Here is a 15,507-nt window from a genome sequence, read left to right on the forward strand (position 1 = left end):
AAAAAGCTAAAGCGGATTAATTCTTTCAATTATATAGAAGGAGATTGTTATAACAATTTGAATTATATAGCCATAGATGAATTTGTAGATGGGAGATTGTGTTTTTGCTATTTTTTATGTAAGTAAAAGATTTCTATAAAGCGAGTGATAATATGAGTATTTTCATTTTAGAAGATGATGTCATACAAGCGCAGCAAATGAAGCGGTTAGTTGAAGAGATTTGTGAGAAATATATGTTGCCGTACGATTTTATCGAAGTAACTAGTAAAAGTGAAACTATTATTAAAAACATTCCAAGGGCGACTCATGTACCGATATATTTTTTAGATATTGAGATTAAAAGAGAAGAACGTAAAGGGTTGCAAGTAGCACAAGAGATTCGTAAATATGATACACAAGGGATTATTGTGTTTGTAACAACGCATTCTGAATTCGCACCAATCTCGTATCAATATATGGTATCAGCGCTAACATTTATTGATAAAGGTTTACCTTATGAAGAACGCTATCAAGTTTTTGAACAATGTTTGCTTCAATATGAGGCACGTAATAAGGCTGCTATAACTACGGATGATTTTATTGTTGAAAATAGTAATGCTACTGTGCGAGTGCCATTTCATGCAGTCGAATATATTATGACCGATGAACCACATCGTTTAGCTTCAGTGATGTTAGATCGTATCGTTTATTTTTATGGAACATTAAAAGAGATTGAAATAGTAGATGAACGGTTATTTCGTTGTCATCAATCATATGTCGTGAATACGAAGCAAATGTCTTCTTACGATGCGAAGCAAAAAATGTTAGTTTTAAAAAGTGGGAAACGTATTCCAGTATCACGGCGTTTAGTGAGTAAAGTACGTAACATGTTAAAGGGTGAGATGTAATGTATATTTATGATTTATTTGCAATACTGCTTACTAGTATGAGCCATACGTTTTTATACATTCAATTAATTCGGTACAATAGATTGTCAGTTAGAATGTTAATAACTTTAAGTGCGGTATTCATTATTTTACTCGCGATTGTTGTAACAGTAACAAGATATCCAGAGTTGAATAGTACCATTGTGTTATTTCTAATAAGTTTAGGATTAATGCAAAATGAATTGAAATTTAAGCATAATTTATATTTTGCACTAGTGAGTATGGTGATTATAACGTTAGTGAAAATGTTGCTTTTCGATTTAGGAATGAAAATCTTTATGTTAACGCCATTCAATTTATATTTATGGACAGGTAGCATTATTCACCTTATCGTATCAACCCTTACTTTTATAGGTATTGTATTAGCTCGTAAACGAATTCAAAGCATTGCTCAGTACATAGTAGGAAGTCCACTATATTATATTACTTATATTTTGTTAATTGTCGGGTTTATTATTGAACTAATTTTGACTAGACCATCCACTGATTTTTTAGCAAAGTTAAATCAACAATATGGTGAATTAAGTTACATATCAGCAATTGTATTGTTTTTTATATTACTACTTATTGTATTACTAAGTTCACATTTGGCGAAAGAGAAGTTAGTGGAGGAGCATGAAAAACGTTTAGATAAAGAATTGCTCGATTATGTTGAGAAATTAGAATCGATGCATGATGAATTGGCTAGTTTCCGCCACGATTATATTAATGTGTTACTTGCGTTAGAGGCGGGAATACGTACAAAAAATGTGAATGAAATCGCGCAAGTGTATTATGGCGTTATTACTCCAACTTTAAAATTAATAAATGATCATGAACTTGATCTTGCAAAATTATCTCGCATACATATTCCTGAAGTGAGAAGTGTATTGAGAGCGAAAGTTGGCACTGCCCAGCAACAACAAATAAAAGTAATGCTTGATATACCGGAGAAAATTGAAAGTGTTTCGATGACGATCATTTCATTTATTCGCATCATTTCAGTTTTAGTAGACAATGCAATTGAAGAGGCAGTACATAGTGAGGAAAAGATATTGCAAATCGTATTTTTTGAAATGGATTCACAACAATATTTTATCGTACGTAATAGTTCAAAGAGTGAAGCGATTGATTTGCAAAAAATTTATGAGAAAAACCATTCAAGTAAAGCAGGATCGAGAGGATACGGGCTATTTTCGTTAAAACGGATTATGAATAAAACAAATAACGCGACGTTAGAAACAACTTATGTAAGTCCTTATTTCACGCAAACACTCATATTAAAAGAGATGAAATGACCATCTATGATGAAAATGAAACCGAATAGGAAAGAACTACATACTTCCTTCACTCGTTTATATACACTTTAAGTAAGAGGTGAAGCGAGATGAATGGTCTTATTTTTACAACAATGATTAGCTTTGGTTTACCGCTTGTAGCACTTTTCTATGCTGTTTGGAAGAAACGCTATATCCCGTATATGTTAGGTGTATTGGCTTTTGTTGTATCACAAATATTGATCCGCATACCAATACTGAATTATGTAAATGGAACTAGCACAGATTTTCAAATGTTTTCAGTAATGCAGCCTGTATTATTTGTACTTTTGCTTAGTTTATCAGCTGGTATTTTTGAAGAGATAGCTCGTTTTATTGCAATGCGTTATTTTATGAAACAACGAGATTGGCAGTCTGGATTTTTATTCGGAGTAGGGCACGGTGGTATTGAAGCTGTATTGATAGTCGGTATTCCAGTAGTATCTCTATTATTATCGCAAACAGTTAGCGGAAATACGGATAGTTATTTTGTCGGTGGAGTGGAACGTATCTTTGCGATGTTAATCCATGTCGGTCTGTCATTCATTGTATTGCAAGCTGTTGTCCAAAAGAAATTTCGTTATGTTGTATATGCAATTTTCATCCATGGGACTGTAAATGCACTAACAGGCATCATCCCACTATACGTACCAGCAGATAGGGCTATATTAACTGTAGAAGTTACAATAGCAATTTGTGCTTTACTTCTATTTAGTTATAGTTTCATCTTAAAAAGAAAGGGTGTATTAAAATGAGAAGAATGTTACTTATTATTATAAGTGCTATCGCGGCGTTCGCGCTTGCAGCATGTACCGGTAATAAAGTAGATGAAAGTACATCAAAAAACTTTATTCCGAAGGCGGAAGAAATTGTATCATTATTAAATGAAGCAAAGTATAAAGAAGTACATGAAAAATTTGATAGTAAAATGAAATCAGCCTTATCAGAAGAGCAAATGAAAGAACTTACTCCTATAATTGAAAAAGCTGGTACATTCGAAAAAATTGAGAAAAAATCGATTGAAGAAAAAGATGGTTTATATACTATTATTCTTGTAGCAAAGTATAGTAAAGCACAACGTACCTTTATCGTAACTTATAACGATAAAGAAGAAATAGCTGGGTTAGTAATTAGGTAGAAATGTAATGGCAGATAAGGTGGTTGTGTCCACTTTATCTGTTTTTTTGTTTTAACCAAATTATGGTTATTCATGCTAATATGAACACATAGCTATATAAAAGGGGTGGGTATTATGAAAATCGAAATAGTTCCCAAAAAGAAGTACAGTATAATAAGCTATTTATCTTTACTCATCGGAATTATGTGTTTTTTATTCGTTTTTATAACTCCGACGAGAATAGCGAATGCGGGAAATATAGTTGGAGATTATGTAACGATTGCTCTTACAGGTGTAGGTATTATACTTTCAATAATCACAATGACGAAAAAAACAGAGAAAAAGGGGATAGCTATTATTTCATTAGTACTGTCCTCATCATTTTTTATATTTTGGATCATTGCAATTATTTTAGTTTTGACGGGTCAAGTTAGCTTCGCGCCGTAATGAGCAATAAAAAGAGTCCTTCATTAATAGAAGGACTCTTTTTTATTCGGTATCTTCAGGTTGATATTCTAAAATATCCCCAGGTTGGCATTCTAATGCTTTACAAATAGCATCTAAAGTTGTAATTCTAATTGCTTTTGCTTTTCCATTTTTTAATATAGAAAGGTTAGCCATTGTAATTCCAACCTTCTCCGAAAGCTCTGTTACACTCATTTTTCTTTTAGCTAACATTACATCAATATTAATTATTATTGCCATGTTATTCACCTCAGACCGTTAAATCATTTTCTGATTTTATATCTATCGCATCTTTTAAAAGTCTTTGGAGAACGGCAGCAAAGACTGCGATAACCATTGAAGCAAAGATTAGGAGCATGCCAAGTATAATAATACCTGGTGCGTCATCTCTCTCTGCTACAAGATAGAAGAGTGGCATACCTACCACATATAAAATACTGATTGTTACTGCGCAGTTTTTTATCTTTTTTAAAGCCCTAACAGATAATTTCGAGAAAGCGTTACCCTTGTCAATGAAGCTTACAAGCTTAAAGGCTTGATATAGAGCAAAATAAAAAGGTATCACGGTTGCATATAGATTGATTAAAACAAGATATTTTATAAATGCAATATCCGGGAACAATTCCGCTGCATATTTCCCTATGTTAGGAACTAAAAATATACATAAAGCAAGAACAGGGATTCCAATCAGAATAATAGCTGTCTTTAAAAAGAGTGTTGATCCTTGTTTCATATAAAGCACCTCATTTGAATATTATCTATTTAATCTAACATGAAATTTATCGTTTAACAATAAACTTTTATTTATTTTAATCTTGTTTTTATTGTTAAGTAAATTTCATGTTAGATGAAAATAAAAAGTACTGCTCTTTATGAAAAAAGGTACCGAACAAAGTTACTCACGATCAAATAGAAGCTATGACGATGGCACTCGCCTTGTTGTGCTAAAAGACGGGATTGTACAACAAGTCGGTACACCGAAAGAAGTGTATGATAATCCAGAGAATGTATTTGTCGGAGGATTCATTGGCTCTCCTGGAATGAATTTTTTCAAAGGAGTATTAACAGATAATGCAGTAATTATTGATAAGTGGAAAATTGAAGTGCCAGAAGAGAAGATGAAGAGTTTGCGAAACAATGGATATACGAATAAAGAAATCATAATAGGGATACGTCCGGAAGACTTTTATTATGGAAAAGCAATCGAGGCCTTACCATATAACGCAAAAGTAACAGTACCGATTGATGTAGCAGAATTAATGGGGGACAGAAACATATTTATATTCTAACATTAATGGTCAATCTTTTGTTGCACGTGTGGACACATCTTTAGATGTGCAAAGTCAATCTAATATAGATTTAGTTTTGAATATGGATAAAGTTCATTATTTCGACTCTAAAACTGAGAAGCGAATTATTTTATAGATAATAATTAATATGATTATACCCTTAGAATGTCTTCAACTACTACAAATAAATGAATAGTAAAAAGCCGATTATCCTTTAGATTACAGGAAATCGGCTTTTTTATATAAAAGATCGCTTAGCGTACGAAAATCGCTTTTTGTTGGCAGTGTCCTGTCACAATCAAGCTGAGAAAAACAAATAATCCAAAACGAGAAAATTCTTAAGTTGATGGATGTATGATGCTACTCCTATGTTAAGGTTCGGGTCATTTGAAACAGCAACCTCTATATTGAGTGGTGTTAAAGCGACGTATATGATAAAAAAGATGTATCGCCTTGAATGAGCTAATACGACAAGAATTCGTGTCGGGCCTAATTAGGGAATGCAGTACAAATCAGTATATAGTATACAAGCATTCCCTTTCTATAAATACGGTATGTTTTTAATATAATTAAAAGAAAATTTTTGTGTTCTTTAATATGATGTGACATAATACCAGTTTTTTTCTATTTTTGTGATTTCTTTATATTCATTATTAAAGTCGTATTTGTTTGGTTTAGTATCATTTGGTGTATAAATAAATCCTGAAAAATTATCTAATATACCACGATAAGTAAAAAAGAAAACAGAAATACCATTTTTATTTTGTTGAATAATTACATCCCCACCGTTTTTGGAAGTGGATGCAAACTGTTTAGGTAAATGAATTTGTCTACTATCATAATGAACATTAGGAGTTAACTCTTTATGTTCTATAAGTGCTATAACTTTTTCACGGTCTTCTTTATAGATAATAAAATCTAAATTTATATAAATCTCATTAAATGGTATACATATCCAAGTAATTACTATGATTAGTTGAACAATTAATGGTTTCCAATTTTTGTATTTAATGAGATGTATGATTGTGAAAATTAATATTAAAAAAAACAATCCATGAACTATTATTGAAAGAAATGGCATAACAAATGGGGTAAGGAATTCAACTAAATACCATTTGAAAAAATGATAAAGTATAAGAGCGATACCGCTTATTAATGTAATTTTGGTTAAATTCTTATTCAAATTTTGAATCTCCTTTCTATACTAAAAACATATGATTTTAGTATGAATATAAAATATGTTTTTCATAAATTTCCCTTAGTTTCATTTTATTAACTTTGTTTGATTAATATTTTGAATATATCATAGATTTGAAATTAAATAAACGGACATTAAATTTTTACATTTTATATAGAATAAAAGTGAGGGAAGTTTTCAAAATAGACTAGTTTTTTATTTGAAATGTAATTTGATTAGTTTCATGAAGTAGATCCAGTTCCGGTAAAATCAATTGCAACAAGTGAACATTACGAAACTAAGAGGAGCATATCAAAGTCGGTGACACCGACTTATGGGACAGTTCACTTCTGATTGTGGAAACGGGGCAGTACAGAAGTGGAAAAATTCTGTGTTTCTTTTTAATTAATATATTTATTTGGAAAAACTTCGAAATTTCCGGCACAAATGCTCCTTCTATCCTATAATAGAAGCTATTCTGGACGTAAGTAATTTGTAAGGAATGAGTAAGAAAAAAGAGATTTTCATAGTATAAAATATTTATTATACCTACGTATAACACCTACTACTAATAATGTGTTATAATACGAATTAGCAACATAAAGGAAAGGAATTAGAAAAAATGACATTACAAAATACTAAAAATTTAAAAAAACAAGTTGCTCCTTTTGAAAAATCAACGGTAAAAAAAAGTGTTTGGCAAATCATCAATACGGTAGTGCCATTTATTATCTTATGGTACCTTGCTTATAAAAGTTTGTCCGTTTCTTATTGGCTAGCATTAGTTCCATCTCTGTTAGCCGCTGGATTTATGACACGGGTTTTCATTATTTTTCATGATTGTACCCATCATTCTTTTTTTAAAAGTCGCCGTGTAAATAGAATAGTAGGGACATGTATGGGTGTTTTAACTTTATTCCCGTTTGATCAATGGGGGCATGAGCATTCCGTTCATCACGCTACAAGTGGTAATTTGGATAAGCGAGGTACAGGAGATATTTGGACGCTTACAGTGAATGAATATTTGGCAGCGCCATTTAGACTCCGTTTAGCATATCGTTTATATCGCAACCCATTCGTTATGTTTGTGTTAGGTCCGATTTATGTTTTCTTACTTAAAAATAGATTTAACAGAAAAGGTGCTAGAAAGAAGGAACGCATGAACACCTATTTGACGAATGTTTTAATTGTTGCTTTAGTAGGGTTACTTTGCTGGGCAATCGGATGGCAATCGTTTCTTTTAGTACATGGTTCCATATTCTTAATAGCAGGTTCAATAGGTATTTGGCTGTTTTACGTACAGCACACATTCGAGGATTCTTATTTTGAAGAAGATAAAGATTGGGAATATGTGAAAGCGGCAGTGGAAGGAAGTTCGTTTTATAAACTTCCCAAAATCCTGCAATTTCTAACTGGTAATATTGGATTTCATCATGTTCACCATTTAAGTCCAAGAGTACCTAACTATAAACTAGAAGAGGCACACAATAATACGCTTCCTTTAAAGAATGTACCAACGATTACTCTTGCTACAAGCTTGCGGTCAATCCGTTTCCGTCTTTGGGATGAGCAAAACAACAATTTTGTTAGCTTTAAAGACGTTAAAAAATTAGTGAAAAACAATGTTTCTATTCCAGTAAAATCAGAACTATAACTTCATCAAATATGACTGACTCCCCTTAATTATTTTCGATTTAAGGGGAGTTTTTGTTTAAATGGTAAATGCCGGATAAACAGCAAACTTAAATGATTTAAATTGTAATGGAGGTGGATTAGGAAATAGTAGGTATTAATATTAGAGGACGATAAAAATATTATGTTAACAATTTGGGGCGATTGATATTATTTTTTTCAATAGATATTATGCTTAGTCTCTGAGTATATTTCATCTGGTATGTATCATGTCTTTTACAAGAAACGTATGATTTAAAACTTAATACAATCTGCAGAAAATACATATAAAAATGATGTTACCTTAATGATAAAAGGGTATTACGCTATAAAATAAATGATAATAAGAACAGTAAAATTATTTTAAGATAACAAAATACAAAACGGACAAACTCAATTATCCTTGAATTTGTCCGTTCAGTTACTGGTGAAAAAGGAGGAGTATGTAAATGTAATGTACATATAGTCTAAAACTGTTTAAAGATATGTGAATGTATTTAAAGTGGGTTTCTTTACACTTATTTATTACTTTTTAGTTTGCCTAGATAGTTCAACAGACTTTTGCGTACAACGCTGCATAGCAGAAATGATTGCTGTTCGTAAGCCTTTTTCCTCTAATGTTGCTACAGCTTCTATCGTTGTTCCGCCAGGAGAACAAACCATATCTTTCAATGCACCTGGATGTATTCCTGTTTCTAGTACCATTTTTGCAGAGCCTAATACAGCTTGAGCTGCGAATTTATATGCTTGATTTCTTGGCATACCATCTAGTACGGCAGCATCTGCCATCGCTTCTATAATCATATATACGTATGCTGGCGAAGAACCACTTACAGATGTTACAACGTCCATTAATTTTTCGCTTACAATCTCTGTTTGACCAAAGCTATTGAAAATGTTTAGCACATCTTCTAAATCTTTTTCTGTCACCATTTCATTAGGGCATAACGCAGACATTCCTTCTCCAACAAGAGCAGGGGTGTTAGGCATTACTCTTACAACCTTTAATTTTTTAGCAAAAGCTTCTTCAGTACTTTTAATGCTTTTCCCGGCAGCGATCGTTACGACGATAACATCGTTTTTGATTATTTCTTTTATTTCGTTAATGATTGATGCGTATAGGTCTGGTTTAATTGATAAAATTAAAATATCAGCATTTTTAGCTACTTCATTGTTGTCAGTAGTTGTAGCTAGCCCATATTTTTCACTAGCATTTTTTAAATTCGTAGTGTTTAAATCCGAACAAAGAATATTATTTGCAGACACTATCTTTTTGTTTAGCATCCCACCAATCATAGCCATTCCCATATTTCCGCAACCGATGAATCCAATTTGTTTATCCATAATAACTCAATCTTGCTCCTTTTATAATAAATTATATCATTTTGAAATTGTTATCTTAAAATAACAATAACATCTCCATGCAATATAAAGAAACATTCTAAGAGAATATATTCCTTTTTGCAACACCAAAAGTTGAAAATCAATTATATTCGACATTATGTAAATATATACACTTTAATTTTAGGTTTTATGTTGATGAATATGAGGTAAACTTATATCGATTTGTATTTTCATTCAGTAGGGTAATAATTTCATACAAGTAACTTGCCGCTCTATTTATTTTTAAAAATACTTCTTGACACCAAATCAAATTATATCGCATAATATAAAAAATTAAACCGAAAATCGTTGAAGGGAAATAGTACATATGTCTTCTTGCGAAAGAGAGTGGAATTCACCGGCTGAAAGATTCCTCGTATAGAATGTATCGAACCTATCCCTGAGTCTTAAATGAAAGTTTAGGCGTACGCCTGCGTTATAGGCGCCAAGTGGATATCTATGTATATCAATTAAGGTGGTACCGCGGAACAATGACCGTTTCGTCCTTTTTATTTTATTAAGGGCGAAGCGGTCATTTTTATTTTGCCCTTTAGTACTATAGGTGCAGCATTGATGAGGATAGACATAGCTGCAAACTGTATAAATAAAAGTGTAATTTATCCCGCATTAACGGGCAGTAAAACTCCCACCTCAAAATTCAGGTGGAGCAAAGAAGTTAGGTGGGAGATCAACTGCCCATAAACGCCCGATTGGTTCAACTAATAATCAGTGGGGGGATGAACAAAACCCCCACTGATTAAAGTTTCACTTTATAAAAACTTTGATTTTAGACTTGGGGGATAAAAAAGTGAGAAAGCAAAGAATTGTTGTAAAGATTGGGAGTAGTTCCTTGGCAGCAAGTCATGGAGGCATTTGTAAAGAACAACTTTCAGATCACGTTGCTGCATTGGCACGATTGAAAGAGGAAGGGCATGAAGTTTTGTTGATTACATCTGGGGCAGTCGCTGCAGGTTTTTCTGCTCTAGGGTATCCTAGCAGACCTGTGACAATTAAAGGGAAACAGGCTGCTGCCGCTGTCGGGCAAAGTTTATTAATGCAGGCGTACACGGAGGAATTCCGTAAATATGGTATCGTTACTGCACAACTTTTACTAACGAGAAGTGACTTTTCTAGAAAAGAACAATACAGTAACGCTTACGCTACTTTAGGAGAGCTACTAAATCGTTCCGCTCTTCCTATAATCAATGAAAATGATTCCATTTCTTTAGAAGAGCTGACGTTCGGTGATAATGATATGCTGTCAGCTTTAGTAAGCGGACTTGTTTCGGCAGATATGCTCATGATTTTTACAGATGTGAACGGTTTATATGACCAAAATCCTCAGAAAAATGCGGATGCGAAAAAATATCATTTCCTTCCTGAGGTAACGGAAGAAATTGCTTCTCTTGCTGGAGATGCGGGCTCAAAACTTGGGACTGGCGGTATGAAATCAAAAATCGATGCTGCAAAGACGGCACTATCTCTTGGAGTGAGTGTATTTATCGGAACGGGATGTGGACAGGAGAAGTTTTTAGATGTTATGAAGGGCAAAGGTGATGGAACATATATCGGGAATGCTCCTCAAAAAGTGATTAAGATGAACAAGCAATGGATCGCCTTGCATTCGCTTGTTAGCGGACAAATTGAAGTAGATGCGGGGGCAGCTTCTGCCATCATTCAGCATGGTAAGAGTCTTCTTCCTGCTGGTGTTACAAATGTGTCAGGATTTTTCCAAGTGGGCGAAGTCGTGGAAGTAATCACGCAACAAGGGCGCGTAATAGGAAAAGGACAATGCACATATAGCGCAGAGGAACTAAAGGATCTAAAAGGTATGCAGAGCCAAGATATTCAAGCAAGAGGGGAAAGGCATAATTATGAAGTTATCCATAGGGATCATTGGGTTTCATTTTAAGAATAGCGAGGGCAGAGTCCACTGCTCAAATTCTTTAATTCCATAGGCGGGAAACACTTAGTTGGTGGAGATAAACGGGTCTTTAATTTTTACTTATTAACTTTTTAAAAGGAGGAAATAAAAATGAATGAAGTGTTGGCAAAGGGGAAAAAGGCGAAAGAAATTGCTAGAGAACTTGTACTTAAATCTACAAATCAAAAAAACGAAGCACTTGCTGCGATTGCTGATCAGATGATAGTAGAAACAGCTTATATTTTAGAGGAAAACAAACGGGATATTGAAGAAGGGAAGGCAAAAGGATTTTCTGATTCTCTTCTTGATCGTCTTATGCTGAATGAACAGCGTATCATTGATATGACTGAAGGTATTAAGCAACTAATTGATTTACGTGATCCTGTTGGAGAATGTGTTAGTGCATGGGAACGACCAAATGGACTGTCTATTCAGGAGATGCGCGTACCACTTGGTGTTGTCGGAATGATTTACGAGGCAAGGCCGAATGTGACAGTGGATGCTGCTACAATTTGCTTGAAAACAGGAAACGCAGTAATACTACGTGGTAGTTCTTCTGCTATTCATTCTAACAAAGCCATCGTTAGCGTTATTCACCGAGCGCTTAAACAAACAAGCTTGCCTCCAGAAAGCGTACAGCTCATAGAAGATACAACGCGCGATAGTGCAAAGCAGTTGTTTACATTGAATGAGTACTTGGATGTTCTTATCCCAAGAGGCGGCAAGCAGTTAATAGATACTGTAGTGAGAGAAGCATCTGTTCCAGTACTTGAAACAGGTGCGGGAAATTGTCATATTTTCATTGATGAAACAGCGGATAAACAAATGGCATTTAATATTATTATAAACGCAAAAACGCAGCGTCCATCTGTATGTAATGCAATTGAAACGATTATACTTCATGAGAATTGGGCGCAGCAATTTGGTAGCGAGCTATTTTCTTCCTTGAAGGAAAGAGGCGTGGAGCTACGTGGTGATAATAAAGCATTGGCAATTGATTCTTCTATTGCATTAGCTTCAGAAGAAGACTGGGAAACAGAGTTTTTATCTCTCACACTGGCAGTTAAAGTGGTTTCCACTACGGAAGAAGCGATTCATCACATAAATACGTATGGATCTATGCATTCCGAAGCGATTATTACAGAAAACGAGGAAAGCGTCAGTAAGTTTTTCACATCTGTTGATGCGGCTGCACTGTATCATAATGCATCAACTCGTTTTACTGATGGATCTGAATTCGGATTCGGCGCAGAAATTGGCATCAGTACACAAAAGCTACATGTAAGGGGACCAATGGGGTTACCTGCATTAACTTCCACAAAATATGTGATTCGTGGGAATGGACAGATTCGGAGATAAGAATTATAAAAGAACAAGTAATAAGATGAAGACACCCAATTCAGTTTAAGTGTCTTCATCTTATTACAATTATTCATTTACCATACAAAAAGCCCCACAAGCATAGCGCTTAATAAGGAAACAGCCATTCCGCTAACAAGAAGTTTCCAAACATTTTTACCGATTATTGATGATTTTTCCCCGCCAAATAATGAATTGTAAGTTCCATAAATCATACCTACTGTACTAAAGTTTGCAAAAGAAGCTAGAAATGTAGTTGCAACTGCAATTGTATGTGGTTGTAAAGACTTTAGGTTTGATTTTAAATCCATCATTGCAACAAATTCATTCGTTGTTATTTTTATCCCCATTAATTCAGCTACATACATAGCATCTTTTCCTGATAAACCGAGTAAAAAAGCAAAGGGGCTAAAGATAATAGAGAAGATTTTTTGAATTGTTAAACCTGTTACAAAAAAGCTCAAAATACCATTTAAACATGCTGTTAATGCTACATACCCAATTACCATCGCTAAAATAACAATAACCATATTCATCCCAACTAACATACTGTTTGAAATAGTAGAAAAGAAATCTTTTTTTTCATTTTTTGAAGGTGAATAAATAACATCCTCTTCTTTAGTAACTTCTACAGGATTTAAAACATTAGCCAAGATTAATGCGTTAATACAGTTTAAAGGAATAGCGCTGAAAATATATGTTGCTGGAACCATTGATAGATAAGCACCAAGAATGGATCCGCTGACGCTACTCATACTCATAATTCCAAAAGTCAACAAACGATTTTCTTTTAACACAGATAATTGATCACGAACAACTGCAAGTGCTTCCGTATTTCCTAAAAACATCATTTGAATGGAAAAGAAGCTTTCTAACTTTGGTAAACGAGAAATCTTTGAAATGATTGCACCAACTTTATCAATAATCCAAGTTAAGATTCCAAAATACGAAAGAATATCAAAGAAAGTGATAACAAAAATGATAGGAAGTAAGGCGCTAAAGAAGAAATCAACTGTTTGATTTTCCATAGCTGAAGGAAATACAAATCGAATTCCTTCATTCGCACATGATAGTAGCCAACTGAAAAATGACGCAATTTTATTAATGATAATACTGCCCAATTTCGTGCCTAACATAAACCACGTAATAAAAAGCTCCAATATTATTAGAATAACAATTGGTCTCCATTTTATTTTTCTTTTATTAGGCGAACATAGGAAAACGATTAATATTACAACGAAAATCCCTAACATATTTAATATGAAATGCATGTCAACAACTCCTTGAGGCTTATCCCGCATTAACAGGCAGTAAGACTTCCACCTCAAAATTCGCGAATGCGAGGGAGTTGGTGGGAGTTAACTGCCCATAAATGCCCGATTGGTGAAGGCTAATAATCAGTGGGGATGGACAAAACTCCCACTGATTAAAGTTTCGCTTTATTATTTGTATATAAAAAAGCCTCTATTCTTCCAAATTTGGATTATGATCAGAAGTTATGAAGAATGTAAATTATGTTTGGGATTAGTCTATTTCAATTTATGTACTAAAAATTAATGTTTTTTCGCTTTATAAAGGATATGTATTAATAATGTAAAGCAACAAAATAAATCTATTGGTAGAACGAAGGAGAATTAATAGCTGCATCCATTTTTAAATTGTTTAGGTGAAATACCAGTATGTTTTTTAAAAATCTTTGTAAAATGACTTTGGTCGTGAAAATTTAATAATGTAGAAATTTCGGATATAGAATGTCTCGTATAAGTCATTAACTTTTTTGACTCATCTACTTTGGCACGCTGAATATATTCATTTAGAGAAATTCCAACTTCTTTTTTGAAAAGGGAAGATAGATAACTAGGGTTTAATGTGACTATTTCTGCAAGGATAGTTAGTGTAATATCACCATAAAGATGAGTAAATATATAATTTTGGCATTCGTTTATAGGTTTGGAATGTTGCTGCATTGTACCATTTTTGACACGTTCTGCAAACTCAAGTAAAGCATTCTCCAAAAAAGGGGCAATGGCTTCATTTTTATGTATTTCTTCGAGTTTTTGTATAAATAAATCGCTAAGAGTATATGCGATTTCAGGGAAAAGTCCTCCTTCTATCGCAGATCTAGTTGCAAGTGTAATAGCTGCAATGGCAGAATTTTTTTGGCTTCGCAGGTGACTCGTCTTTGATAACACTCCAAGCTCTCCTGATTCAGGTAATCTCCTTAGATTTTTAATTAAATCATCCTTTTTCCCTTGCTTAATACACTCAAATATTTTCCTCTCAGCTAGTGGATCGATATGAGTTAATGTACTTTGTCGTTGCTCCGATATATGTATTTCAGGCTGTTCAATTTTAAATTCCACCTTTTTTACAAGTATGTTTTTTTGCAGAACATCTGCTATGTTCAATTGTTTCTGATACAGCATGTAATAAAGCACTAAACTTATATTTAAAAAACTCAAATTATTTAATACGGGTAGAGAACGATAATATCGAATCATTTCTTCTTTGTCTATTTTTAGTTGAAGATCATTAACGATACCTTTAATTGATGTTTCTGATAGCCTGGAATAAAGGACGGGTCCAACAATGATGTTCCCACTAATTTGGTCGTTCAAACGTAGATTAATTGCGAAAAAATTTTCAAGAAAGGCTGTCTCTTCTAATGACGGAAAAGTAAAGGGAGGCTGTTCTTTAAATATTTCATTAAGTATCGCCTCTTTTGAAGAATACATAGGGTTATGCTGAATATTGGACGAGATTTCAAATACTAAATCTCCATTGTTATTAAGAAAATAGACAGGTGTTTTATGTACGTCAAAGACTAATTTACAAATATAATATAAATCCTCTAGTTTGGAGAAACTCATTATTTTAACCTCTATTCTTTAAAAATCAGCT

Annotated in this window: 14 protein-coding genes, 1 pseudogene and 1 other annotated feature; of the genes and pseudogenes, 9 read left to right on the forward strand and 6 right to left on the reverse strand. The window is 33.5% G+C overall.

Going from position 1 to position 15,507, the window contains the following annotated elements:
- Positions 1 to 152: 152 nt before the first annotated feature.
- The 5 genes from AC1DKZ_RS09775 (at position 153) to AC1DKZ_RS09795 (ending at position 3,785) form a co-directional block, all read left to right on the forward strand.
- The gene (locus AC1DKZ_RS09775) at positions 153 to 887 is read left to right on the forward strand and encodes a response regulator transcription factor (protein WP_088039643.1); all 735 of its coding nucleotides are present in this window, start codon (positions 153 to 155) and stop codon (positions 885 to 887) included.
- Positions 887 to 2,203: a GHKL domain-containing protein gene (locus AC1DKZ_RS09780; RefSeq protein WP_476996105.1), complete on the forward strand. Its 1,317-nt coding sequence runs from the start codon at positions 887 to 889 to the stop codon at positions 2,201 to 2,203. Before AC1DKZ_RS09775 ends, AC1DKZ_RS09780 begins: the two co-directional genes overlap by 1 nt.
- A gap of 89 nt (positions 2,204 to 2,292) precedes the next feature.
- Positions 2,293 to 2,976: a YhfC family glutamic-type intramembrane protease gene (locus AC1DKZ_RS09785; protein WP_088039641.1), complete on the forward strand. Its 684-nt coding sequence runs from the start codon at positions 2,293 to 2,295 to the stop codon at positions 2,974 to 2,976.
- The gene (locus AC1DKZ_RS09790; protein WP_476996106.1) at positions 2,973 to 3,359 is read left to right on the forward strand and encodes a DUF3887 domain-containing protein; all 387 of its coding nucleotides are present in this window, start codon (positions 2,973 to 2,975) and stop codon (positions 3,357 to 3,359) included. The genes AC1DKZ_RS09785 and AC1DKZ_RS09790 overlap by 4 nt, the downstream gene beginning before the upstream one ends.
- Before the next feature lie 114 nt (positions 3,360 to 3,473).
- A complete protein-coding gene (locus AC1DKZ_RS09795; RefSeq protein WP_044438217.1) occupies positions 3,474 to 3,785 on the forward strand; it encodes a hypothetical protein in 312 nt (103 codons plus the stop codon).
- Positions 3,786 to 3,827: 42 nt separating this feature from the next.
- Here AC1DKZ_RS09795 and AC1DKZ_RS09800 read toward each other — a convergent pair whose 3' ends face one another.
- Positions 3,828 to 4,043 (reverse strand): helix-turn-helix domain-containing protein, encoded by a 216-nt coding sequence (locus tag AC1DKZ_RS09800; RefSeq protein WP_000974615.1) that lies wholly within the window; start codon positions 4,041 to 4,043, stop codon positions 3,828 to 3,830.
- A 10-nt stretch (positions 4,044 to 4,053) separates the two neighbouring features.
- A complete protein-coding gene (locus AC1DKZ_RS09805; protein WP_002032872.1) occupies positions 4,054 to 4,536 on the reverse strand; it encodes a DUF2975 domain-containing protein in 483 nt (160 codons plus the stop codon).
- 161 nt (positions 4,537 to 4,697) lie between these two features.
- On the opposite strand from AC1DKZ_RS09805, the pseudogene AC1DKZ_RS09810 reads away from it, so the two are divergent.
- A pseudogene (locus AC1DKZ_RS09810) lies at positions 4,698 to 5,228 on the forward strand (ATP-binding cassette domain-containing protein); the annotation flags it as partial.
- A gap of 456 nt (positions 5,229 to 5,684) precedes the next feature.
- Here the strand turns inward: AC1DKZ_RS09810 and AC1DKZ_RS09815 are convergent.
- Complete coding sequence (locus AC1DKZ_RS09815; protein WP_476996107.1) at positions 5,685 to 6,275, reverse strand: hypothetical protein; 591 nt, start codon at positions 6,273 to 6,275, stop codon at positions 5,685 to 5,687.
- A 616-nt stretch (positions 6,276 to 6,891) separates the two neighbouring features.
- Between AC1DKZ_RS09815 and desA the strand changes: the two genes are divergently transcribed.
- The gene (gene desA / locus AC1DKZ_RS09820) at positions 6,892 to 7,923 is read left to right on the forward strand and encodes a Delta(5) desaturase DesA (RefSeq protein WP_476996108.1); all 1,032 of its coding nucleotides are present in this window, start codon (positions 6,892 to 6,894) and stop codon (positions 7,921 to 7,923) included.
- Between the two features lie 542 nt (positions 7,924 to 8,465).
- Here the strand turns inward: desA and proC are convergent.
- Entirely contained in the window at positions 8,466 to 9,284 is an 819-nt protein-coding gene (gene proC / locus AC1DKZ_RS09825; protein ID WP_476996109.1) for a pyrroline-5-carboxylate reductase, read from the reverse strand.
- Between the two features lie 339 nt (positions 9,285 to 9,623).
- Positions 9,624 to 9,834 (forward strand) — a binding site (T-box leader).
- A 297-nt stretch (positions 9,835 to 10,131) separates the two neighbouring features.
- Between proC and proB the strand changes: the two genes are divergently transcribed.
- On the forward strand, positions 10,132 to 11,235 hold the full coding sequence (gene proB / locus AC1DKZ_RS09830; protein ID WP_404492987.1) for a glutamate 5-kinase: 1,104 nt from the start codon (positions 10,132 to 10,134) through the stop codon (positions 11,233 to 11,235).
- Positions 11,236 to 11,358: 123 nt separating this feature from the next.
- Positions 11,359 to 12,606: a glutamate-5-semialdehyde dehydrogenase gene (locus tag AC1DKZ_RS09835; RefSeq protein WP_476996110.1), complete on the forward strand. Its 1,248-nt coding sequence runs from the start codon at positions 11,359 to 11,361 to the stop codon at positions 12,604 to 12,606.
- Positions 12,607 to 12,683: 77 nt separating this feature from the next.
- Here the strand turns inward: AC1DKZ_RS09835 and AC1DKZ_RS09840 are convergent, their stop codons facing one another.
- Positions 12,684 to 13,877 carry a NupC/NupG family nucleoside CNT transporter gene (locus AC1DKZ_RS09840; RefSeq protein WP_002084844.1) on the reverse strand — a complete coding sequence of 398 codons (1,194 nt, stop codon included), beginning with the start codon at positions 13,875 to 13,877 and terminating at the stop codon, positions 12,684 to 12,686.
- A 363-nt stretch (positions 13,878 to 14,240) separates the two neighbouring features.
- Entirely contained in the window at positions 14,241 to 15,476 is a 1,236-nt protein-coding gene (locus AC1DKZ_RS09845) for a helix-turn-helix domain-containing protein (protein WP_476996111.1), read from the reverse strand.
- Between the last annotated feature and the right edge of the window lie 31 nt (positions 15,477 to 15,507).

The organism is Bacillus sp. 05T21, from assembly GCF_056396785.1.

Excerpts from the sequence above, each read along its gene's own strand:
- AC1DKZ_RS09790 (WP_476996106.1), top strand. The coding sequence starts at position 2,973 with ATGAGAAGAATGTTACTTATTATTATAAGTGCTATCGCGGCGTTCGCG.
- AC1DKZ_RS09845 (WP_476996111.1), bottom strand. The coding sequence starts at position 15,476 with ATGAGTTTCTCCAAACTAGAGGATTTATATTATATTTGTAAATTAGTC.
- AC1DKZ_RS09840 (WP_002084844.1), bottom strand. The coding sequence starts at position 13,877 with ATGCATTTCATATTAAATATGTTAGGGATTTTCGTTGTAATATTAATC.
- AC1DKZ_RS09775 (WP_088039643.1), top strand. The coding sequence starts at position 153 with ATGAGTATTTTCATTTTAGAAGATGATGTCATACAAGCGCAGCAAATG.
- AC1DKZ_RS09835 (WP_476996110.1), top strand. The coding sequence starts at position 11,359 with ATGAATGAAGTGTTGGCAAAGGGGAAAAAGGCGAAAGAAATTGCTAGA.
- AC1DKZ_RS09805 (WP_002032872.1), bottom strand. The coding sequence starts at position 4,536 with ATGAAACAAGGATCAACACTCTTTTTAAAGACAGCTATTATTCTGATT.
- AC1DKZ_RS09800 (WP_000974615.1), bottom strand. The coding sequence starts at position 4,043 with ATGGCAATAATAATTAATATTGATGTAATGTTAGCTAAAAGAAAAATG.
- proC (WP_476996109.1), bottom strand. The coding sequence starts at position 9,284 with ATGGATAAACAAATTGGATTCATCGGTTGCGGAAATATGGGAATGGCT.
- AC1DKZ_RS09780 (WP_476996105.1), top strand. The coding sequence starts at position 887 with ATGTATATTTATGATTTATTTGCAATACTGCTTACTAGTATGAGCCAT.
- desA (WP_476996108.1), top strand. The coding sequence starts at position 6,892 with ATGACATTACAAAATACTAAAAATTTAAAAAAACAAGTTGCTCCTTTT.
- AC1DKZ_RS09795 (WP_044438217.1), top strand. The coding sequence starts at position 3,474 with ATGAAAATCGAAATAGTTCCCAAAAAGAAGTACAGTATAATAAGCTAT.
- AC1DKZ_RS09785 (WP_088039641.1), top strand. The coding sequence starts at position 2,293 with ATGAATGGTCTTATTTTTACAACAATGATTAGCTTTGGTTTACCGCTT.